Source organism: Corynebacterium kroppenstedtii DSM 44385, from assembly GCF_000023145.1.
GTDB classification, from domain to species: domain Bacteria; phylum Actinomycetota; class Actinomycetes; order Mycobacteriales; family Mycobacteriaceae; genus Corynebacterium; species Corynebacterium kroppenstedtii.
This window is the reverse complement of sequence record NC_012704.1, coordinates 506,389-529,269: the sequence shown is the minus strand read 5'-3', so window position 1 is coordinate 529,269 and position 22,881 is coordinate 506,389. Positions and strand designations below refer to the sequence as shown.

Annotated in this window: 16 protein-coding genes, 1 tRNA gene and 3 rRNA genes; 6 read left to right on the top strand and 14 right to left on the bottom strand. The window is 56.1% G+C overall.

Going from position 1 to position 22,881, the window contains the following annotated elements:
• Nucleotides 1-70 precede the first annotated feature (70 nt).
• Together CKROP_RS02110 and CKROP_RS02105 are read left to right on the top strand one after the other, a co-directional pair.
• Complete coding sequence (locus tag CKROP_RS02110) at nt 71-1,747, top strand: DNA repair helicase XPB (RefSeq protein WP_012731096.1); 1,677 nt, start codon at nt 71-73, stop codon at nt 1,745-1,747.
• A gap of 4 nt (nt 1,748-1,751) precedes the next feature.
• Nucleotides 1,752-2,393 (top strand): DUF3239 domain-containing protein, encoded by a 642-nt coding sequence (locus tag CKROP_RS02105; protein ID WP_012731095.1) that lies wholly within the window; start codon nt 1,752-1,754, stop codon nt 2,391-2,393.
• Nucleotides 2,394-2,483: 90 nt separating this feature from the next.
• Here CKROP_RS02105 and CKROP_RS10530 read toward each other — a convergent pair whose 3' ends face one another.
• Complete coding sequence (locus CKROP_RS10530; protein ID WP_052292329.1) at nt 2,484-3,641, bottom strand: hypothetical protein; 1,158 nt, start codon at nt 3,639-3,641, stop codon at nt 2,484-2,486.
• Nucleotides 3,642-3,773: 132 nt separating this feature from the next.
• Between CKROP_RS10530 and CKROP_RS02095 the strand changes: the two genes are divergently transcribed.
• Complete coding sequence (locus CKROP_RS02095) at nt 3,774-4,994, top strand: aminotransferase class I/II-fold pyridoxal phosphate-dependent enzyme (protein WP_052292448.1); 1,221 nt, start codon at nt 3,774-3,776, stop codon at nt 4,992-4,994.
• Between the two features lie 180 nt (nt 4,995-5,174).
• Here CKROP_RS02095 and rrf read toward each other — a convergent pair.
• The 5 genes from rrf to CKROP_RS11445 all read right to left on the bottom strand — a co-directional run bounded on the left by rrf (nt 5,175) and on the right by CKROP_RS11445 (nt 12,557).
• Nucleotides 5,175-5,291: ribosomal RNA gene (gene rrf, locus CKROP_RS02090) — 5S ribosomal RNA — on the bottom strand.
• Nucleotides 5,292-5,399: 108 nt separating this feature from the next.
• A 23S ribosomal RNA gene (locus CKROP_RS02085) occupies nt 5,400-8,474 on the bottom strand.
• 409 nt (nt 8,475-8,883) lie between these two features.
• Nucleotides 8,884-10,404 (bottom strand): 16S ribosomal RNA (locus CKROP_RS02080).
• The 16S, 23S and 5S rRNA genes sit together here, the layout of an rRNA operon.
• A gap of 686 nt (nt 10,405-11,090) precedes the next feature.
• The gene (gene murA, locus CKROP_RS02075) at nt 11,091-12,368 is read right to left on the bottom strand and encodes a UDP-N-acetylglucosamine 1-carboxyvinyltransferase (RefSeq protein ID WP_012731091.1); all 1,278 of its coding nucleotides are present in this window, start codon (nt 12,366-12,368) and stop codon (nt 11,091-11,093) included.
• Nucleotides 12,369-12,386: 18 nt separating this feature from the next.
• On the bottom strand, nt 12,387-12,557 hold the full coding sequence (locus CKROP_RS11445; protein WP_169302945.1) for a hypothetical protein: 171 nt from the start codon (nt 12,555-12,557) through the stop codon (nt 12,387-12,389).
• Here CKROP_RS11445 and CKROP_RS02070 point away from each other — a divergent pair.
• Complete coding sequence (locus CKROP_RS02070) at nt 12,556-13,155, top strand: cob(I)yrinic acid a,c-diamide adenosyltransferase (RefSeq protein ID WP_012731090.1); 600 nt, start codon at nt 12,556-12,558, stop codon at nt 13,153-13,155. The two genes, CKROP_RS11445 and CKROP_RS02070, sit on opposite strands and share 2 nt — an antisense overlap.
• A gap of 46 nt (nt 13,156-13,201) precedes the next feature.
• Here the strand turns inward: CKROP_RS02070 and ramA are convergent, their stop codons facing one another.
• The 3 genes from ramA to CKROP_RS02055 all read right to left on the bottom strand — a co-directional run bounded on the left by ramA (nt 13,202) and on the right by CKROP_RS02055 (nt 16,114).
• The gene (gene ramA / locus CKROP_RS02065; protein ID WP_012731089.1) at nt 13,202-14,041 is read right to left on the bottom strand and encodes an acetate metabolism transcriptional regulator RamA; all 840 of its coding nucleotides are present in this window, start codon (nt 14,039-14,041) and stop codon (nt 13,202-13,204) included.
• Nucleotides 14,042-14,607: 566 nt separating this feature from the next.
• On the bottom strand, nt 14,608-15,168 hold the full coding sequence (locus CKROP_RS02060; protein WP_012731088.1) for a DUF2505 domain-containing protein: 561 nt from the start codon (nt 15,166-15,168) through the stop codon (nt 14,608-14,610).
• 70 nt (nt 15,169-15,238) lie between these two features.
• Entirely contained in the window at nt 15,239-16,114 is an 876-nt protein-coding gene (locus tag CKROP_RS02055; RefSeq protein ID WP_012731087.1) for an enoyl-CoA hydratase-related protein, read from the bottom strand.
• Nucleotides 16,115-16,507: 393 nt separating this feature from the next.
• Between CKROP_RS02055 and cysK the strand changes: the two genes are divergently transcribed.
• Complete coding sequence (gene cysK, locus CKROP_RS02050) at nt 16,508-17,446, top strand: cysteine synthase A (protein ID WP_012731086.1); 939 nt, start codon at nt 16,508-16,510, stop codon at nt 17,444-17,446.
• Between the two features lie 91 nt (nt 17,447-17,537).
• Entirely contained in the window at nt 17,538-18,158 is a 621-nt protein-coding gene (epsC, locus tag CKROP_RS02045; protein ID WP_041628744.1) for a serine O-acetyltransferase EpsC, read from the top strand.
• 42 nt (nt 18,159-18,200) lie between these two features.
• On the opposite strand, the gene CKROP_RS02040 is transcribed toward epsC, so the two are convergent.
• The 5 genes from CKROP_RS02040 to CKROP_RS02020 form a co-directional block, all read right to left on the bottom strand.
• Complete coding sequence (locus CKROP_RS02040) at nt 18,201-18,503, bottom strand: GNAT family N-acetyltransferase (protein WP_012731084.1); 303 nt, start codon at nt 18,501-18,503, stop codon at nt 18,201-18,203.
• Nucleotides 18,504-19,592: 1,089 nt separating this feature from the next.
• Nucleotides 19,593-19,665, bottom strand: a tRNA-Phe gene (locus CKROP_RS02035).
• A 158-nt stretch (nt 19,666-19,823) separates the two neighbouring features.
• Nucleotides 19,824-20,636 (bottom strand): ABC transporter ATP-binding protein, encoded by an 813-nt coding sequence (locus CKROP_RS02030; RefSeq protein ID WP_012731083.1) that lies wholly within the window; start codon nt 20,634-20,636, stop codon nt 19,824-19,826.
• Complete coding sequence (locus CKROP_RS02025) at nt 20,629-21,666, bottom strand: FecCD family ABC transporter permease (RefSeq protein ID WP_012731082.1); 1,038 nt, start codon at nt 21,664-21,666, stop codon at nt 20,629-20,631. The genes CKROP_RS02030 and CKROP_RS02025 overlap by 8 nt, the downstream gene beginning before the upstream one ends.
• Entirely contained in the window at nt 21,663-22,796 is a 1,134-nt protein-coding gene (locus tag CKROP_RS02020; protein WP_169302944.1) for an ABC transporter substrate-binding protein, read from the bottom strand. Before CKROP_RS02020 ends, CKROP_RS02025 begins: the two co-directional genes overlap by 4 nt.
• Nucleotides 22,797-22,881 lie beyond the last annotated feature (85 nt).

Here is a 22,881-nt window from a genome sequence, read left to right as displayed (position 1 = left end):
GAACCGCTAATCAGTGATGGGCCGGTGAACACGGTCCTCGACCGCTGAGCAACGAAAGGAAAGGGTTTGTATGGCGCAGGGCACTAACGCCTTCGATGGGCCTCTTATTGTTCAATCAGATAAGACAGTTCTGCTTGAAATTGATCATCCGAAGGCCGAGGAGGCCCGTGCTGCTTTGGCCCCGTTTGCTGAGCTTGAGCGAGCACCTGAGCACATCCACACGTACCGCATTACGCCGCTGGCATTGTGGAATGCGCGCGCTGCCGGACACGACGCTGAACAGGTTGTCGATGTGCTGGAGAATTATTCTCGTTTCCCTGTTCCGCAGCCGCTGCTGGTGGATATTGCCGACACGATGGGCCGCTATGGCCGCCTGACGTTGCACAAGGATCCGATCCACGGACTGGTTCTGCACGCGACGGATAAGGCCGTGTTGTCGGAGGTTATTCGCCACAAGAAGATCAAGCCCATGCTGGGGTCTGCCATTGCGGATGATGCGTGGACTGTTCATCCCTCCGAGCGCGGTCGCCTGAAGCAGGAGTTGCTGAAGGTCGGGTGGCCTGCCGATGACCAGGCGGGCTACGTCGACGGTGAGGCCCATGCTATTTCCTTGTCGACGGAGAACGTGGACTGGCAGCTTCGCGATTATCAAAAACTCGCGGCGGATTCGTTTTGGGATGGCGGGTCCGGCGTCGTCGTTTTACCCTGTGGAGCAGGTAAAACGATGGTCGGGGCGGCGGCCATGGCGAAGTCCAAGACGACGACGCTGATTCTGGTGACGAATACCGTATCGGGGCGCCAGTGGCGGGACGAGCTGATTCGTCGCACCACCCTCACCGAGGATGAGATCGGCGAGTACTCCGGCGAGAAGAAGGAAATCCGCCCGGTGACGATCGCAACGTACCAGGTCGTGACCCGAAAAACCCGCGGTGAGTATCGCGCGCTGGAGCTCTTCGATTCGCGCGATTGGGGCCTCATTATTTACGACGAGGTGCACCTGCTGCCTGCCCCGGTGTTTCGTTTGACCTCTGATCTGCAGTCTCGTCGTCGTTTGGGTTTGACGGCGACGCTGGTGCGTGAGGATGGCCGTGAGGGCGATGTGTTCAGCTTGATTGGGCCCAAGCGCTATGACGCACCGTGGAAGGACATCGAGGCCCAAGGCTGGATTGCGCCGGCGGAGTGTATTGAGGTGCGGTCCATGATGACCGAGTCAGAGCGCATGGTGTACGCCACCGCTGAAAAGTCGGATAAGTATCGGTTGTCGGCGTGCTCGGGGACGAAGATCCGCGTGGCTCGCAAGATCATGGCCCAGCACCCCAACGAACCGACGTTGATCATTGGCGCGTACATCGACCAGTTGGAGGAGCTGAGCGAGAAGCTGAACGCTCCCCTTATCGACGGCAAAACGCGGAATAAGAAGCGCGAAGAGCTTTTCGAGCAGTTCCGTTCTGGGGAGATTTCGACGCTCGTCGTCAGTAAAGTGGCGAACTTCTCTATTGATTTACCTGAGGCGTCGTTGGCTATTCAGGTGTCCGGGACGTTTGGTTCGCGGCAGGAAGAGGCGCAGCGTTTGGGCCGTTTGATGCGCCCCAAGCGCGACGGCGGGAGTGCGCATTTCTACACAGTGGTGTCGCGCGATACGATCGACGCCGAGTACGCGGCCCATCGTCAGCGTTTCTTGGCTGAGCAGGGGTATGCGTACCGGATTGTGAACTCGGCGGATTTACCGGACCTTGAGGATGACTAACACCATGAGCACTTTTCAGTTCACCGTGGACGAGGCTTTTAACCGCCAACATAATGAGTTCGTGCGAGATTCGCGCCGGCTCCAGGTGAGTGCCGGCGTGCTCGGTGGGATCCTCGTTGTCGCAGCTGTCCTCATCTTTATTTTTGCTGGCCACGACGGTGCCTTCGTGTTGTTCGCCATAGTTCTGGGGCTCTTCGGGTTGTTCAGCCTGGTGATGGTTCAGGTCATTCCGCGCATGGTGGGTTCGGGACAGTCGTTGTATGACCGCTATGAGCTGGCACCGGCGATGGTTGCCCGGGTGAATCCCCACGACGTTGAGATCATGGCGTTGGTGAATACCTCGGTGAATGCGGATGATGAGCCGCGGTGGGCGCTGTCTGCACGGACCGTGGCACGGATTCCGGGTACGGTGCGCGAGGTCGGCGAGCGTATCCCGTCGGTAGCGGTCACGGCGACGCGGTCGGTTCAGCATAAGGATCGGTGGGATGAGATTAATCCCATGCCGATTGGGTGGGCGACGAAGAACCAGAACGTTGTGCGCGATGCCGAGGCTGCCATTGCGCCCCAACAGTGGAAAATGCTGGCCGACAATCTTGATCGCATTGACGACGTGATGGGTGCGAAGCGGAATCTCTTGCCGCTGTAGCTGACGTCGATGTGCGTGCTGTCTCCTCGATGAGAGCTGCCGTCCCAATCGAGCGCTGACGCCGTGGCGGATAAATCCGTGAAGAGATCCTTAGCGAACAGATCCGTCCTGGAGGAAGTTGGCGGCTTCTTGGGCGCACTCTCTTTGTACCGCCGGAGTAGCCAACACGTGGTAGCCCAGGTGCTCGGTCACGGTTGTGGTTGCTCCTAGCTCCTGAAGGTTATGAGCAATCGCTTCTGGATCGACGGCGATGGTGTCGCGCGTGGCTTTCTGAACAAGAACTTGAGTCTGGCTGAAATCGTGGTTCCGCCACGTCTCGTTCTCTGGACTGGGCTGGAATAGCCGAGGGTGCTGCAGAACAATGCGCTCGCTGTTCCACTTCGCTGCGAGCTCTAGCCCAGCAGATGTACCGCTGCCGAAGGCCACGATGTCGTAGCCTCGGGCCTCGTCGTGCGTAATGGTGGTGCTGTCTGATTCACGTGTATCGCTGGGGATAGTGCTGAGCACACCTTCCGCCGCGTCGACTGCGGCAAGCGCATCACGAATGATTCCTTCTGTCCCCTCGGCGTGATCGCTATACACAGCGTTTCCTTGCGCATCGGAGGAAAGGCGCCGTCGTATGAGGGGAAGCTGATAGTCGACGTCGATAATTGTTGTGCCGGAGAGCTCTGCGATCGCGGCGATGGTTGGCCGCCAGAAGATCTCGAGTTCCTGTCCTGATCCGTGCCACCCCGGGCCACCATGTAGCGATACCGCTATCCGCCCTGTGGGGGTTGAGGGGACGAAGACTGCGGTGTTGCCGTCGACGGTGTGCATGTCTGGCCCGTTCGACGTGAATGCCACGCCCGGGATGGAGTGGTCGAGGCCCACCCCGAGAACGAGCTGCGAGGTATGCGTCACGATGTCGTTTAAACGCCCCACTGTCTGCTCGGCGTCCTCTTGCAACTGGCGTTGCTCTCCCGGTGCTTGCTGCTCACGCTCAGCGGAGAAATCCCCTGGGGAAGAAATAATGTCCCACACCTCTTTGTAGTGGACCGAAATAAAGCTCGCGATCTGGTCAAGCTGTTGTTCCGGAGTGAGGATCGGGTTCCCCGCGAGCACATCGTCCGACCGACCCACCCCGGTGTTACCCGCAGAAGAACCGGCCGAGCCAGAGGTACCGGCAGAGGTGCCGGCCGATGCGGAAGACGATGCACTGGTTAGGGACGCAGACGACGATGAAGATCCAGAGGTGGGTTTGTTGGCCATGTGGCTATTTTATATACCGCCTAGTTCATACGGCCGTTGTGTTTACAGAGCCGTCGTGTTTGCCCGGAGCCCCGGCCACTCATGACCAGCCCCGTCTGCGGCGTTATCCGCGCTGGTGTTTACAATGGCTCCATGACTGAACAGAGCGGTTCACTTTTAACTTCACCGATCGTGTCGCGCCTCCGTGACATCCCTGAGACGATCTTTTCGCGCATCACCCGGTTAGCAGTAGAAAACAACGCGATTAACTTGGGCCAGGGTTTTCCGGACAGCGACGGCCCACGAAGAATGCTGGAGATCGCCTCTGAGCAGATTTTGTCGGGCAATAACCAGTACGCTCCAGGCCGGGGCATACCGGAGCTACGCAAAGCGATATCTGCTAATCGCGAGCAGAGCTACGGCCAGGTTTTTGATCCGGATACCGAGGTTGCTGTGACCGTCGGTGCCACGGAAGGTATTGCAGCGTCGATTTTGGCGTTGGTCGAGCCCGGCTCTGAAGTGGTCCTCATCGAACCTTATTACGACGCTTATGCAGCTGCTGTCCGGCTGGCGGGTGGCAACCATGTAGCGGTCCCGCTGCTCCCAACGACAGACGAGGACGGCACCCCACGCTGGGCATTAGATGTTGAGGCACTGCGCCGCACTGTGTCGGATGAGACGAGGATGATTGTCGTCAACACTCCTCACAATCCGACAGGGCACGTATTTACAACCGACGAAACACTGGCGATCAGCGAAGTTGCGGAGGCTCACGACTGCCTTGTCCTTTCCGACGAGGTCTATGAGCACCTGGTGTTTAGTGGAGCGCGCCACGTTCCCGTGGCCTCCGTGGGAAGTTTGCGCGAGCGCACTGTGACCGTTTCGTCGACGGCGAAGTCCTTTAATGCGACGGGCTGGAAGACGGAGTGGGTTATGGGTCCTGCTCCGCTCGTTGATGCGGCGATCACAGCGAAGCAATATATGTCCTTTGTGGGGGCGACACCGTTTCAACCGGCAGTGGCGTACGCGTTACGTGAGGAAGCTGATTGGGTCGAAGGACTGAGCCAGCGGTTGGAAAGCAACTATAAGAAGATCGCAAAGGTGTGTGGGGATATCGGGATGACCGTGTACCCCAGTGATGGGTCATATTTCGTGGTTACCGACATCTCAACGTGCGAAGCGACGAAGAACATGACCGCAGATGACTTCTGTCTTGCTCTTCCGAAGGACGCGGGCGTTGCAGCTATTCCTGTCACCGCGTTCGTTGACGATGAGGAACAGTATCGAACCCTGGTTCGGTGGGCTTTTTGTAAGAAGGCGAACGTCATTGACGGTGCCGTTGATAAGCTGACCGCATGGGCGAAAGCAAAATAGTGCAGACGCGGACGAAAAAGTAGTGGACGCTGGCATGGGCCTCGCTTAGCCCGAATATGGGGGCTCCCTCCGCGTCGAGCCCGACCGGATTGGATTGATTAGTAGATACAGGTATGCCCGCCCGAATCTCGGGTGCGTGCACACACAAACACACACAACATATTAAATTAACTACGTTACGGTTGGCGGCGACCTACTCTCCCACACCCTCCCAGGTGCAGTACCATCGGCGCAGGCAGGCTTAGCTTCCGGGTTCGGAAAGGGACCGGGCGTGACCCCACCGCACTAACCACCAACACAACCTATAGGGACAACACACACCCAACACCGGGTGGTGTGCTGCACAAGACACCAAACAGCAGACGCAAGCAACCAACAAACCATCGTATTCCGCCACAAGACTTTGTTGTTGTTTAGTTCGGTCAATTAGTACCGGTCACCTCAACACCTCACAATGCTTACAGATCCGGCCTATCAACCCCATCATCTCTGGGGAACCTCAAAAGAAACCTCATCATGAAACAGGCTTCCCGCTTAGATGCTTTCAGCGGTTATCCCTCCCGTACGTAGCCAACCAGCCCTGCCCCAGGCAGAACAACTGGCACACCAGAGGTACGTCCGTCCCGGTCCTCTCGTACTAGGGACAGCCTTTCTCAAGTTTCCACGCGCGCGGCGGATAGAGACCGAACTGTCTCACGACGTTCTAAACCCAGCTCGCGTGCCGCTTTAATGGGCGAACAGCCCAACCCTTGGGACCTACTCCAGCCCCAGGATGCGACGAGCCGACATCGAGGTGCCAAACCATCCCGTCGATATGGACTCTTGGGGAAGATCAGCCTGTTATCCCCGGGGTACCTTTTATCCGTTGAGCGACACCGCATCCACAAGCCAGTGCCGGATCACTAGTCCCAACTTTCGTTCCTGCTCGACCCGTCAGTCTCACAGTCAAGCTCCCTTATGCACTTACACTCACCACCTGATTGCCAACCAGGCTGAGGGAACCTTTGGGCGCCTCCGTTACCATTTAGGAGGCAACCGCCCCAGTTAAACTACCCACCAGGCACTGTCCCTAACCCAGATCATGGGCCGAGGTTGAGATGCTCAATACGATCAGAGTGGTATTTCACCAACGACTCCACCACCACTAGCGTGGCCGCTTCACAGTCTCCCACCTATCCTACACAAACCGAACCAAACACCAATACCAAGCTATAGTGAAGGTCCCGGGGTCTTTTCGTCCTGCCGCGCGTAACGAGCATCTTTACTCGTACTGCAATTTCGCCGGGCCTGTGGTTGAGACAGCAGAGAAGTCGTTACGCCATTCGTGCAGGTCGGAACTTACCCGACAAGGAATTTCGCTACCTTAGGATGGTTATAGTTACCACCGCCGTTTACTGGGGCTTAAATTCTCCGCTTCGACCACAACGTGGCCTAACAGGTCCTCTTAACCTTCCAGCACCGGGCAGGCGTCAGTCCGTATACCTCGACTTCACGTCTTCGCACGGACCTGTGTTTTTAGTAAACAGTCGCTTCCCTCTACTCTCTGCGACCACCACCAGCTCAACCAGTCTGTCACCAGCAGTGGTCCCCCTTCTCCCGAAGTTACGGGGGCATTTTGCCGAATTCCTTAACCACAGTTCACCCGTCGCCTTAGTATTCTCTACCTGACCACCTGTGTCGGTTTCGGGTACGGGCCGCACACACACATCGCTAGAGGCTTTTCTCGACAGCAATGGATCACCAACATCCCCACAACGGGTACGCATCACGCCTCACCCACAACAGCATCCGGATTTACCTAGATGCCGGGCTACACGCTTACACCACAATCCAATAAGTGGCTCGGCTACCACACTGCGTCACCCCATCACTTGACTACTACCAGATCAGGCCCCACGCATCCACACACACAACAACCCAAAAGATCATTGCACGTGCTTCAGGGCGGTTAGTATCACTGATTCACCATGGGCGCGCATGCACGGGTACGGGAATATCAACCCGTTATCCATCGACTACGCCTGACGGCCTCGCCTTAGGCCCCGACTCACCCTGGGAAGAAAAGCTTAACCCAGGAACCCTTAGTCATCCGGCGGACAAGATTCTCACTTGTCATTCGCTACTCATGCCTGCATTCTCACTCGCATACCCTCCACCACCAGTCACCTGGCAGCTTCCACGAGCACACAACGCTCCCCTACCAAACCACACACAAAAGCATGGTTTCCGCGGCTTCGGCGGTGCACTTAAGCCCCACTACATTGTCGGCGCACAACCACTCGACCAGTGAGCTATTACGCACTCTTTCAAGGATGGCTGCTTCTAAGCCAACCTCCTGGTTGTCTTCGCGATCCCACATCCTTTTCCACTTAGTACACACTTAGGGGCCTTAGCCGGCGATCTGGGCTGTTTCCCTCTCGACCCACGGAGCTTATCCCCCGCAGTCTCACTGCCACGCTCTCACCTTGCTGGCATTCGGAGTTTGGCTGATGTCGCTAAGATGATAGTCCCGCTAAACCATCCAGTCGCTCTACCTCCAACAAGAAACACGCAACGCTGCACCTAAATGCATTTCGGGGAGAACCAGCTATCACGGAGTTTGATTGGCCTTTCACCCCTACCCACAACTCATCCCCGCAGTTTTCAACCTACGTGGGTTCGCGCCTCCACAACGTCTTACCGATGCTTCACACTGGCCATGGGTAGATCACCCCGCTTCGGGTCCAGGACACGCCACTAACACGCCCTCATTAGGACTCGGTTTCCCTACGACTACCCCACACGGGTTAACCTCGCGACGCGCCGCTGACTCGCAGGCTCATTCTTCAAAAGGCACGCCATCACCCCACAAGGAGGCTCTGACGGCTTGTAGGCACACGGTTTCAAGAACTCTTTCACTCCCCTCCCGGGGTACTTTTCACCATTCCCTCACGGTACTATCCACTATCGGTCACATCACGTATTCAGGCTTACCGGGTGGTCCCGGCAGATTCACAGCAGATTCCACGAGCCCACTGCTACTCGGGCACCACAGCACCCCACGCACCATGTGTTTTCACGTACCGGACTCTCACCGTCTACGGCAGGCCATTCCAAACCACTTCCGCTAACACACCACACGCAGGAGGGCGTCACTAGCCACCCAACACCACGGCCCCACAACACCACACACGCAACCCCTAGCAAGTATCACACGCATATGGTTTAGCCATCATCCACTTTCGCTCGCCACTACTCGCAGAATCATTATTATTTTCTCTTCCTACAGGTACTAAGATGTTTCACTTCCCCGCGTCACCCCCACACCGGCTATACATTCACCAGCAGGTCACCGCACACAACTACGGCAAGGTTACCCCATTCGGACACCCTCGGATCAACGCTTGATTGACAACTCCCCGAGGACTATCGCGGCCTTCCACGTCCTTCATCGGCGTAATGTGCCCAGGCATCCACCGTGCGCCCCTACAACAAACAACAACAAAAAGGCAACACACTACCCCACCACACACACAAAGCACTGTCTGTGTGACGGAGTAAGAATAAACCAGACAAAATACAAAAAGAAAAGATTACTCGCGTCCACTATCCAGTTCTCACACAACACACCCACACCACACAAAGCCACCACAAAACAGCAACCACATGTAGCCGGGCCAGGAACAACAACCATGTGCCATCCCAGACACCCAACAATGCACCAACGCACCCCAACACTCTGTGTCAGCCACACACCACCCACCACCAGATACCAATACCCGATGATTGTGGCGCCGCACGCAACACTTGCGTGCCGAAGCAAGCCATCCACCCACAAAAACAAACAATTGGCGCACACCAGCCACCGGCCAGCGCTTGCGCCAACACACAAAAGAAAAAAGCTCCTTAGAAAGGAGGTGATCCAGCCGCACCTTCCGGTACGGCTACCTTGTTACGACTTCGTCCCAATCGCCAATCCCACCTTCGACGGCTCCCTAACGAGTTTAGGCCACCGGCTTCGGGTGTTACCAACTTTCATGACGTGACGGGCGGTGTGTACAAGGCCCGGGAACGTATTCACCGCAGCATTGCTGATCTGCGATTACTAGCGACTCCGACTTCATGGAGTCGAGTTGCAGACTCCAATCCGAACTGAGACTGGCTTTAAGAGATTAGCCCCACCTCACGGTATCGCAACTCTCTGTACCAGCCATTGTAGCATGTGTGAAGCCCTGGACATAAGGGGCATGATGATTTGACGTCATCCCCACCTTCCTCCGAGTTAACCCCGGCAGTCTCCCGCGAGTCCCCAACCAAATGCTGGCAACACGAGACAAGGGTTGCGCTCGTTGCGGGACTTAACCCAACATCTCACGACACGAGCTGACGACAACCATGCACCACCTGCACACCAGCCACAAAGGGAACAACCATCTCTGGCCGCATCCAGTGCATGTCAAGCCCAGGTAAGGTTCTTCGCGTTGCATCGAATTAATCCACATGCTCCGCCGCTTGTGCGGGCCCCCGTCAATTCCTTTGAGTTTTAGCCTTGCGGCCGTACTCCCCAGGCGGGGCGCTTAATGCGTTAGCTACGGCACGGATCCCGTGGAAGGAAACCCACACCTAGCGCCCACCGTTTACGGCATGGACTACCAGGGTATCTAATCCTGTTCGCTACCCATGCTTTCGCTCCTCAGCGTCAGTTACTGCCCAGAGACCCGCCTTCGCCACCGGTGTTCCTCCTGATATCTGCGCATTTCACCGCTACACCAGGAATTCCAGTCTCCCCTACAGTACTCCAGTCATGCCCGTATCACCTGCCAACCCGGAGTTAAGCCCCGGGCTTTCACAAATGACGCGACAGACCACCTACGAGCTCTTTACGCCCAGTAATTCCGGACAACGCTCGCACCCTACGTATTACCGCGGCTGCTGGCACGTAGTTAGCCGGTGCTTCTTCTACCACTACCGTCACCACAAGGGCTTCGTCATGGCTGAAAGGAGTTTACAACCCGAAGGCCGTCATCCCCCACGCGGCGTCGCTGCATCAGGCTTGCGCCCATTGTGCAATATTCCCCACTGCTGCCTCCCGTAGGAGTCTGGGCCGTATCTCAGTCCCAATGTGGCCGTCCACCCTCTCAGGCCGGCTACCCGTCGACGCCTTGGTAGGCCATTACCCCACCAACAAGCTGATAGGCCGCGAGCTCATCCCTTACCGAAAAAATCTTTCCACCACACCACCTACAGCATGGTCCTATCCAGTATTAGACCCAGTTTCCCAGGCTTATCCCAAAGTAAGGGGCAGATCACCCACGTGTTACTCACCCGTTCGCCACTCGAGCACCCTGCAAGCAGGGCCTTTCCGTTCGACTTGCATGTGTTAAGCACGCCGCCAGCGTTCGTCCTGAGCCAGGATCAAACTCTCCATACAAACAAAGCACAAAAAGCCTGAAAACCAAGCAAAAAACAAACCCCGACACAAAAAATCCCGTATCGGAATCCGAAAAAATAGTTGTTGCAGCCCACCAACGGGGAAGGCAGACCACAAGCACACCAAAAAATTAGGTGTTAAAAGTCTTGTCATGATGATCAAAGCAACCACCACAACACTGTGGCACCTGCTGCGACCAACACAAAAGTACATTGGCACACTATCGAGTTCTCACACAACACACGCACACACAACACCAAGCACACCACAATCAGTGCACCAGCATGTGCAGCAAGCAGAAACCCTAACACCACAACCAGCCAGACGCAAACACGCAATCTGAAACCAGCCAACAAAAAGTGAAAGAATCTCCACCCCAACCACCAACACAACCAACAACCAAGCAACTAACTTTCCAGCTACCCGGCGGCTGTCTCGGCGACGACAAAGAACACTACACACCCCACCCACACACCACAAACCCCCAGCACAACACCACAAAACACACCAACAGAAAACAAAAGAAGGGACCGCACACGCGATCCCTTTCCGTTCGCTCCATCGTCGGCAACCTAGTTGACCCCCTAGCGCTCAGAGAAAACCACTCTTGCGAGAGACCAAGCAGTAGGCCTACGAGGGAACACGCCACGGACCTACAAAGCATCACACTGCGGCACTAAGGAACATCACTCCGCAGAGTCGTGGTGGGCACGCTCGATCGTCGCTCCCAGCTCCGTCAACGTCTCCACAAAGTCCGGATACCCGCGGTCAATGTGATAAACGTCGTTGACTTCAGTCATCCCGTCGGCACATAAACCGGCCAAAACAAGCCCGGCACCTGCGCGAATGTCGGAGCTCCATACCGGGGCAGACGACAATTGTTCCACCCCTCGGATCATGACGTGATGGCCGTCGATGTAGGCGTCGGCACCTAGGCGGGTCATTTCATCAACAAATCGGAAACGCGACTCGAAGACATTCTCGGTGATCACCGAGGTGCCCTCCGACACTGAACACAGCGCAATCGCCATCGGTTGGAGGTCCGTCGGAAAGCCTGGGAAAGGCAGCGTCTGGTAATCGACAGCCTTCGGACGGTGGTTTTGCACAACGCGGAACCCCGTCGCATAGGTCTCTACCTCGGCACCCGCACCCTTGACTTTCTCCAGAACAAGGTGGAGGAAAGAGGGATCAATTCCGCCGACGGTGATATCGCCCTGAGTAATAGCAGCGGCATATGCCCAGGTACCCGCGACAATGCGGTCACCGATCACTTCGTGGCGAACCGGATCCAGCCGGGGAACGCCCTCGACCGTGATCGTGTTCGAGCCAGCCCCGGAAATCTTGGCGCCCATTTCTGAGAGCATCGTGCACAAATCCACGATCTCAGGCTCGCGAGCAGCGTTATCCAGAACGGTGGTGCCCTCCGCCAACACCGCGGCCGTCAAAATATTCTCCGTCGCACCAACCGAAGGGAAATCGAGTTTGATCGACGCACCGTGCAGACTTTCAGCTTCAGATACGACGCAACCATGCTCGATTTTCGTCGTCGCACCCAGCTTTTCGAGACCACTTTGGTGCATGTCCAACGGGCGCGAACCGATCGCATCTCCCCCTGGCAAGGCAACCACCGCGCGATGACTACGAGCAGTCAACGGCCCGAGCACACACACCGACGCGCGGAACTTACGCACAGCGTCGAAATCTGCGTCACTCGTCACGTGCTCTGGAACCGTGATGTAAACCGTCGGCCCATCCAGAACCACTCGACACCCTAACCCCCGCAGGACGTCGGCCATATAAGGAACATCGGCGATCTCGGGGCAATTGGTCAGCACCGTCGTGCCCTCGGCCAACAACGCGGCCCCCATCAACTTAAGGACACTGTTCTTCGCCCCCGCCACACGAACCTGCCCTTGCAAACGGGCTCCACCAGTTACCTTGAAACTATCGTTTCGGGATTTCACGTCACTCACACTTACAGGTTAAACAAGCATGATCGGGAATGCGCAGAAACCCGTCTCAACAGCGCGGTTGTCAAAAATATTCATGGAGTATTTCTTGCCGACGGGATGAAACCGTTCATGGGCGACGGGGCTATATAAAGCGCGCGAATGGGGAACACACGGCAGAGCGCGGACGTAACATGAGATCATGAGCGTCCATCTCACCCGCATCTACACACGAACCGGCGACGACGGAACCACCGGACTATCGGACTTCTCGCGCGTCAGCAAAAACGACCCGCGGCTTGTCGCATATTCGACGTGCGACGAGGCGAACACCATCATAGGCATGGCTCTCGCAGTTGAAAATAGCGCCGAGAAGCCGCAACTTCCCGACGCTGCGCAATCCGCGCTCGCCATCATTCAAAACGAACTTTTCGACGCGGGGGCCGATCTGTCAACGCCCGTCGTCGAAAATCCGAAATACCCCCCACTACGGATTGAGCAACGCTACATCGATCGCCTCGAGAAATGGTGCGACGAATTCAATGAGAACTTGCCTAAACTTGATTCGTTCATCCTCCCCGGGGGGACGATGACTTCGGCGTTTTTACAGAACGCGCGAGCGGTGGTGCGGCGTGCGGAACGGGCGGCGTGGGCAGCTGTTGAGGCCTATCCGGACACGACGTCGAAGTTGCCTGCCAAGTATCTCAACAGGCTTTCTGACCTGCTGTTTATCTTGTCGCGTGTGGCGAACGACGGTAACGACGTGAAATGGGTTGGTGGAGGCACACGCGACTCGTTATAGACGCACCTGTAACGGTACAGGCGGTCTCAACGTCCGGAGCTCTGTGTTACGGCAGGGCCCCAATGCGACGAGCAGCATTCACCGCTTCATAGCGAGTGTGCGCACCCAACTTACGCATCACCGAACGGAGATAGCTCTTCACGGTTTCCGCTCCGATGCCCATCTCTTCCGCGGCCTCCACGTTGGTGTGCCCTAAGGCCACGCAGGCCAAAACGTCCAGCTCACGGGCGGAAAGCTTGGTCGTTTGCTTGACACGAACTGGCTGAACCATCTGGTCACACAGCTGTTCAAGCTCTTGGCGGAGGTCATCGGACTCGACCCGGTTCGCCAGCATCCTAAGCTTCGAGTGGGTGGAACGGACCTGCTCCCACTCGGCACCGTTCATCAACCGGCCACTCTTCCCGCCACCGCGGGTCGGGTCGGTGCGACGGAAAGCGTCGCCGACAGCAAGATCCTGTTCAAGGGTGCGGGCAGTCATGGTGACTTCTTCGAGGACTTTGTCGCCTAGGCGGACTGGCGAGTGAACGCCGGCATACAACACGCCACGCAGGTCACGAGAGACGATGATCGGCACCGCGACCACAGAGTGCAGGCCCTCATCTTGAATGGCACGGTCGTGCTCGTGGGATATGACCTTTGCCCGGGTGTAATCACTCACACCGACCGGGCGACGGGTCGTTACTACGCGACCGCCCACACCTGAACCGGCGTCAATGGAAAGATTGTGTAAAGCCGGTGTACGAAGCCCAACCCACGCGTTGATCTTCAGGCTGTTATCCGTCTCGATCGCGCCATACATAGTCACGGGAATTCCGGTGGCGTTCTTCAACGAGGCAAGAGCTCTCCGAACGGCCTCACCATCGTCTTTGTATCGTAGTGCGTCCACGACTACCCTCCTGGTATCCCCCACCGGGTTACACCCGATGGGGGCAAAAACACGCTTCGAGCTTCACTATAAAGCCACTAAATTGCCCTACAAAACGTAACCAGATGATTCAAACGATCATCGACGGTCGCTTCACCGGCTATGATCAGGGGTTTTCCACTGTGAGCAGGCTACGCGAGCGTGAAAAAATGTGAACTTTCTCTCACAGAGATAAATACGATTTCTCATATTCTTTTAGTAGCAAAATTACGTGCCAACTATTACCGACGCACCGACAGCCGATCGCTAATCGACGCGGAAAAACGTATTTACCAGGAGTTACGGAGAATATGTGAACATTTCGGATAATCGGCTTCATAAAAGGGCGCGCGAAACAATGGGCGCAACGAGCCACCAGAATGACGAAACAACAACCAAAACCGCGCCAGGAGACGACGGAATGATAGCCCGCTATAAAGGGGGTTTATAGTCTCCTAAAACCAAAAATTAAAACCTACGGTTCCGTTGTTTTTACCCCCGCTACCCCCATGCGTGTTGAGCGCGGTGTTTTCATCATCCCAGCACACCTACTGTCCCCGCGTCTGGGTGGCCAGATTATTTATCCGCTCAATCGTCCTATCCAAAGAGGAGCCGAGACTCGAGACGACGCTTTTTTCGAGTTTCCGCCCCACCACAGGAATACGAGACTTCGCGGTCGCCTTCGCCTCAACATGGCAACCGAGCGGTTTTTCACCGACTTGATTCGTTTCACCCTGCTCAACCCCACCGGACGACGCAGAATAGCGAAACGTGATGCTCATGCGCCCGGTATTCCCCGGCAGCGACGCTTCACTTTCAATGCGGAATGAGCCATTTTCCAACGGAAAAACCGTACTCGACTGCGTCATGCGAAGTGTTTTCGGCTTGGCGTCCTCGCCAGCGTCTTCCGGCGGCTGCATGACCTGTTCTGCCGTCGCCTCAGAGAACACTGAGCCGTCGTCACGATGTTCATAGCGTGAGTCAACGATCGTTACCGGTCTCTCGGACGTGCCACCACTTCGCAGTAGAAATTCCTCGCTACAGCAAATTTCGTACACGCGGTCAATCGGCTGAGCAAAGTCACGTTGTTCCGTTTTTGACGCACTCATACGTGCCATTCTTTCATGAAGTCACACGAGCATGCCGAAGACACTGGAACGAATGCACTAACAGCAATTTCTACTGATTGTGCTGCCATTTCGCCGGACGCTTTTCGGCGAAAGCCGACATCCCCTCCTTCTGATCAGCAGTGGCGAACAGGCTATAAAAGCTCTCCCGCTCCGCACGAAGCCCCTCAGACAACGTCGTCTCAAAGGCTCGATCCACAGCATTCGTCGCAGCGCGAAGAGCTGTAGCGCTGAAACCAGCAACTGTTTTCGCCACCTCATAAACATCCTCGGTGAAGGAGTCAGCGGGGAACACCCGGGAGACCAAACCGCAGCGTTCAGCTTCGTCGGCACGCATCGGCCGACCCGTTAGCACCAAATCCATCGCCTTCGCTTTACCGATTGCCCTGGTTAAACGCTGAGTACCACCGAGGCCGGGAATAATTCCGAGCGTGATTTCCGGCTGCCCGAAGCTCGTGGTTTCCGAGGCCAACACAATGTCGCCGGTCATGGCCAGTTCGCACCCGCCCCCCAGCGCGTACCCCGACACCGCGGTGATGATTGGCGTATCGACCTCGCGCAGGCGATCGAGCTCGCCGAACATCCGTCGTTCCCTGATCTCAGGAAAGGTGCGGTCCTTCATCTCTTTAATGTCTGCGCCGGCGGCGAAAGCCTTCTCAGATCCAGTTATCACGATCACTCCGACGGACGGATCGGTATCCAAACTCTCAACGGCATCCACCAAGTCACGCACTAACGCCGCATTGAGCGCGTTGAGCGCGCGCGGACGATTCAGCGTCACCGTCGCTACGCGATCGTCCTGTGACACCAGCACCGTCTCGTATTCAGCCGAATCGGGCTGAACCGTCGATTCGCTGGCTTTATTTTCATTATTCTTTTCGCTCATTGTCGACGGGTCCTCCGCGTTGTTGCTCGCGTTACTGGCCATGTATTTTCCACCTCAGTGTTAGTACTCAGTGTTAGTGACGTATTCGTCTCAACTGGATTCTTGCGCCAGATCCCCGTTCCAGATCTGTGGCCGTCTGGACATCAGCGATCCGGCAGAAGTCTGTGGGGACGATCCTAACGTGAGGCCCGGACACACGGGACGAAACGCAGTTTTCGTTCTCAATAGGCACTCACACGTTACAAACTCGGTGCACATTCGCTCAGTGCACATCCACACGTTACAGACCGATCTGTCTGTTTATTTCGGGGAAGAAAGCGTAAACTGACGAACGGCGAGGGACGACATCTACGATTCCCTCAGCACGCAGCGAAAATAAGGTCTGCGGCCATTAGACCAAAGACCAGTAAGAAATCACGAATTGGAGATTCACCCATGTCAAACGTCTATGACAATGTTTCCGAACTCGTCGGCAACACGCCACTAGTTCGACTGAACTCGCTCACAAAAGACCTCGACGCCGAGGTCCTCGTGAAGCTGGAGTACTACAACCCCGCCAACTCAGTGAAGGACCGCATCGGTGCAGCAATCATCGACGCAGCCGAAGCCGACGGTTCCCTCAAACCCGGCGGCACCATTATTGAAGCAACGTCTGGTAACACCGGCATCGCCCTGGCTATGGTCGGAGCTGCACGAGGCTACAAAGTAGTGCTCACCATGCCGGAATCCATGTCGAAAGAGCGTCGCGCACTCCTCCGCGCACTCGGCGCAGAACTCGTCCTCACCCCGCCTCCATCAGGCATGCAGGGTGCCGTCGACAAGGCTCAAGAACTAGCCGATAGCACCGAGAACTCCATCTTGGCGTCTCAGTTCACCAACCCGGCCAACCCTAAGAAGCACTACGACACCACCGGGCCTGAGATCTGGAACGACACCGACGGAAACGTTGATGTTTTCGTTGCCGGTGTCGGCACTGGCGGCACCATTACCGGCGTCGGCAAGTACTTGAAAGAACAAAAGAGCGACGTCAAAGTTGTTGGTGTTGAGCCATCCGATTCTCCGCTGCTCTCTGAGGGGCGCGCGGGGTCTCACAAGATCCAGGGGATCGGAACCAACTTCTACCCGGAGACGCTCGACCGCGATATCCTGGACAATGTGTTGACCGTCAGCTTTGAGGACGCCGTTTCGACGGCACAGGCTGCGGCCGCGAAGGAAGGCATCCTCGGCGGGATTTCCTCCGGCGGTAACATCTGGGCTGCGCTTCAGGAAGCGAAGAAGCCGGAAAATAAGGGCAAGACCATTGTGACTGTGGTGTGCGACTTCGGTGAGCGCTACATCTCCACGCCGCTGTTCGAAGGACTTCGCGACGACTAAAGCCAGCTAAACCTGCCGCGTTGAGAGGTCTTGCGGGCGGATGGACACCCTCCATCCGCCCGTTTTGTTCATAACAGGTACTCTTCTTGGCATGCTCGGTTCGATCATCACAACCCTCAAAGAGGATCTGCGCAACGCACGCGAACATGACCCTGCAGCCAGAGGCGACGCAGAAAACGCCCTGGTCTACTCCGGTCTTCACGCGATTTGGGCATACCGAGTAGCACACTGTTGGTGGGAACGCGGCTGGAAAGGCCCCGCCCGTGTCCTGTCGCAATTCACCCGATTTATGACGGGAATCGAGATTCACCCCGGCGCGACGATTGGACGCAGGTTTTTCATCGACCACGGGATGGGCGTCGTCATCGGCGAAACCGCCGAAATTGGCGACGGCGTCATGCTCTATCACGGCGTGACTCTGGGCGGTCAGGTGCTTACGCAAACCAAGCGTCACCCCACCGTGGGCGATAACGTGACCATCGGCGCTGGTGCGAAGGTGCTCGGCCCGATCACGATCGGTGACAACACGTCGATCGGCGCGAACGCCGTCGTGACGAAGGATATCCCGGCGAACTGCATTGCCGTCGGAATCCCCGCAACGTGCAGGCGACGTAAAGAATGCGAGTGCACCAAGCTGGTTGACCCCGACAAATACGTCACGAGTGCTCACAACCCGCTCAAGGGTGGGTCTAAAAAGTCGGACGCTTCATAGAAGCGTCACAGGAGCTGGTGGAACGGGTGGCCAACGTCGTAGCTAGTCCACGACTAGGTCGGCGTAATCATGATTCTTCGACACAAAGTGAGCAACGGCTGAACACGTCGGGATGATATGCATGCCGGCTTCTCTAGTCTCATCGAGAGCTGACTTAATAAGCTTTGACGACAGGCCTTGGCCGCGGAACTCGGGATGCACCACAGTGTGGTTGAAATCCCGCACGTCCCCAGCGGCTGTGGGAGCGTACTCGGCGAATCCTGCTACTTCGCCATCGACTTCAATGATGAAACGGTGACGATCAACTTCATGCTTGACGTGGGCATTGACATCGTTATCTGACATAGGCCCACTCTAGACGGATTGAACAGATGAAAGGGCTGTGCGACAAAAGGCGGTACGGAGACTTTCGGCATATAACCTCGAGTTACCCCACACCAGCGGTAGCACACGGATATGAGAGAACCGGTACCGCAAACTGTCCGAGCTCTCGCTGATAACCGAGATCATGAAATTCTCGTTTGAGAGTCCCACGGCAGCTCAACGCGTGTTTGACGTTCTCATCGCTAGTCAATGGCCGTTGCTTTCACAACGGTTCGAGTATGGTGCTGTGAACAGCTCAACTTCGGCTGAGACCCGGACATCGCTCCTATCTCAATTGGAACTGAATGGACTGGCCTATCCAACCGGTTCCCACGGCGTTGAAGTCGTAGGGCCTTGAACAGTGGAACCTGATGGAGCCATGAAAAGCAACATAATCACCATTAAAGACGCAAGAACTGCAGCTATGCCAACGTACGCCATCCACGCCTTACGGCCTTGTCGACCAGTTCTACGGTAGGAAACAAAACCCCAGATAGCAGCGCCTAGAGGAAGAATGAATGCCACATACACACCTGTTGCTAGCAAAACAGCAGATATGACCAGGATAAACCAGGCAAACACTCCTGGCGTCCTGTCTATTCCTCTATTCTCAGCAGCCGTCTGAGACATAATGCTCTCCCGTGGGCTCACTATTTGCCGATATCCGATCAATTCTTTGACCAGCACCAATATTGCCCGCAACTATTTTTGGGAAAAGTTCTCGGATGCGCGAACATTCCATCCCTTTTCCCCTTACGGTGCCATCGAGGCCAGAACTTATCAAGGAATTCTATACGTCATTAACAGCGCCGTTATCTAAATTGTGCTTTTATACCGAAACTACTTCTAGACCATATAAAAACGGTGGAACCGGGTTAACTCGTAAATGTTCGTGTCCGAGACCCGTAGCAGCACGCTCACATCTGATCGGGATGGAGAGCTCTCGAACATGAAGCATTGCCTCATTAAGCCCCCGACGACGACCAACGCTGCCTATACGGCAACGTATCCGCACCTGTTGCTGCATAGCAGTAAACCCCTACTCCACACATCGGTGTAGTAGGGGTGATGTGGCCAGAGCCGGGATCGAACCGGCGACCTTTCACTTTTCAGGCGAACGCTCTGCCGACTGAGCTATCTGGCCACCACGTCAGCCCAGGTAACCCGGGCTTCACGCACGGACGATACTTTACCTGTCGCCTGAGAAAGAACGCAAGTAGCCCCACACCCTGCACGTACAACACTTACAAGGCCGCACAGGGGGATGCACAGGGGGATGCACAGACGACGGAATCTGGCTACTCAACCGGCATTAGTCGTCGCCGAGTGGAACTCGAGATTAATCCCATCCGGGGTTTCCCACACGCGCGATTCCACATCAAAGTGCCGCTCAATGACGTCCTCAGTGAAAACATCGCGCGGCGGCCCCGCAGCAACTGGGTCGCCCCCATCCAAAACAATGACGTAATCACAAAACTTCGCGGCTAGGTTCAAATCGTGGAGAACCACAACGGTCACCAAAATCGAACTCGACACGTACCCCATCAGCTGCAGCTGAGCACTGATATCAAGGTGGTTCGTCGGCTCATCAAGAAGGATCACATCAGGCTGCGTCGCCAGAGCGCGCGCGAGATGCACACGCTGCTGCTCACCGCCTGAGAGATGGACGAAGCGCCGATCAAGCAGGTCATGCACTCCCACCTCTCGTGCCGACGCCACCACCATGTCACGGTCGCTTTGGCGCATCCCGAGCACACCGAGGTACGGGGTTCGCCCCAACGCGATAACATCACGGACGGTGACGTCGGCACTAGCCACATTGTGTTGCGCGACAAAAGCCATCCGACGTGCGCGAATCTTCCGCGGAATCGTATCCCAGTCTTCCCCATCAATCGTGACGTGACCGGAATGTGGGGCCAGGCCGGCGATAGCACGCAACAAAGTGGTCTTGCCCGACCCGTTACGCCCGACTATTCCGACTGTGTCACCTGAACGAGCCTCGAACGACACGTTATTAACTGGAGGAACGCGCGAGCACACGTCGGAAACAACGAACGATACCGACCGATCCGTGTTCGCGGCCCGCTGAGTTACTGCATCATGATTGTTAGACATGAGTACGGCTTCCCCTCCCCTGCTTGACCAACAGAGCGATGAACAACGGGACACCCACGAGGGCCGTGATGACGCCCACGGGAATCTCGACAGGTGCAGCCACCGTTCTGCCCAGGGCGTCGACCCAAACCAACAGAATGGCCCCCAGAGCAGCAGAGACGGGAAGCACCCGGCGGTGACCGGTTCCCACAATCAGCCGAGCGGCATGCGGAAGGACCAGGCCGACGAAGCCAATCGCCCCAGAGCTGGACACGATCGTCGCGGCTAAAAGGGAGGCAACGCCAATAACCACCATCCGGACGCGCTTGACGTTGATGCCCAATGACGCCGCGCTATCGGCGCCGAAGGTGAAGGCGTCTAGCGCCGTCGAATGACAAAAGAGCACCACGAAGCTGACTGCAAAGATGGCAGTGCTGAGAGCAACCGTCTGCCAGGATGAACTCGCCAAGGAGCCCAGCATCCAGAACAGCACTCCACGCGTGGTGTTCGCGTCGGCTGAAAACATGATGAGGAAACTGGTGAGAGCGGAGAAGAGCTGAGTAATGGCAACCCCCGCCAGAATAATGTTGTGGTTACCATTCCCCGCGGCCCACGCGAGGAGAAGGACGAGCGAAAACGCTGCTAGTGCTCCCGCGAAAGCTCCCGGCGCCATCACAAACGACGCCGCCGTCGAGGCAGTAAGAACGACCACTACGGCCCCAGCCGAGGCTCCGGAACTGATACCAAGCAGGTAGGGGTCGGCCAAACCATTGCGTAGCAAAGACTGCAGCACGGCACCGCATATGGAGAGAGCAGCACCTGCCACTGCAGCCAGCAGCGCACGTGGCATACGCAATTCCCAAATCGCGTTTTGCTCTAAAAGAGTGACCCCTTCGGGCGTCGAACTAAGACCTAGTTTGAAAGCGACAACTCGCCATGCATCGGTCATCGAAACACTCAATGGCCCCAACGTTATAGAAAATAAAATTGAGACAAAGAGAGCTACCAGCGATGCACTAACGAGAATCCAGAGTTTGACTGTCGACGTCACTCTTCTCTATTCCCCTGCTCTGACGGAGAATTGTCCTCTGAGGAGCCCTGACCATCATTCTTGTTGCCATCAGCGAGAGCATGAGCAACCTTTTCCATGCCATCAACAGTGCGAATTCCAGGGTTGAGATCACCACCGGCAACCACAATCAAGTGGTCATTCTTCACTGCCTTCATATTCTTCGCGACCGGGTTATTTTTAAGGAATTTGATCTTTTCCTTGGCGGTCTCGGCAGTTTGCTGCTTACGGGTGAGGTCTCCCACAACGAGATAATCGGGGTCTTTCGCGGCTATGGCCTCCCACCCAATTTGTGGCCATTCTTCCGAATTATCCTCAAACACGTTCTTGAGCCCGAGCTGGTCCGCAATAATCTGGGGAGCGCCTTTACCACCGGCCATGTACGGGCTTTCTGAATTGGCAAACCAAAAGGCTACAGACGTCCCGGAAGGAATGTCTTTACTTGAGGAGCTGAGGTTGGCAATGCGGTCCTCTAATTTCTTTTGGAGCTCATCACCTGCGGCTTTGTCACCCATGATCTCGGCGAGATCGTGAATATCTGTATAGATATCAGACATCCGGAGTTTTTCTTTCCGACCACCGTCGCCATTATCACCCGGCTTATCCGACTTCGTGCATTCCGTGTGATCGAGATATGCCGGTACACCGACCTTCTTATAGCTCTCGTAACTTCCGGAACCACTATCAGCCAACGTTTGCGCAAATGTCGCGGCTACAAAGTCTGGGTTTTGATCGAGAACTGTCTCCATCGAGGCGTTGTTATCGGACAAGCGTTTGATCTTGTCATTCTGAGCCTTGAGATTATCCAAAATTGGATCGGTCCAGGTCGCTGTACCAACAACTCGATCACCGAAGCCCATTGACAATAATTCCTCGGTCACACCTTGGTTTAAAGCAACGACGCGTTCAGGTTTTTGCTTAATCTCCAAATCCCGGCCGCAATTCTTCAGGGTAACCGGATAGTCTCCCGATTGATCCCCCTTCGACGAAGCGCTATCCGATGCTGACTTTTCTGCATCATTTGAGGATTCATTTCCCGACTGACAACCGGCCACTCCCAGCATGGTTACCGACGCGAGAATAGCCACGCTCAACCTGCGTTTCCGCGTCATTCGGCGATTGCTTGGTGATTGGCTTGCAAGTGTTGGAGTCCTCCACGAATGGTCCGAACCAGAGTGGGAAAAGAGTGAGAAACCG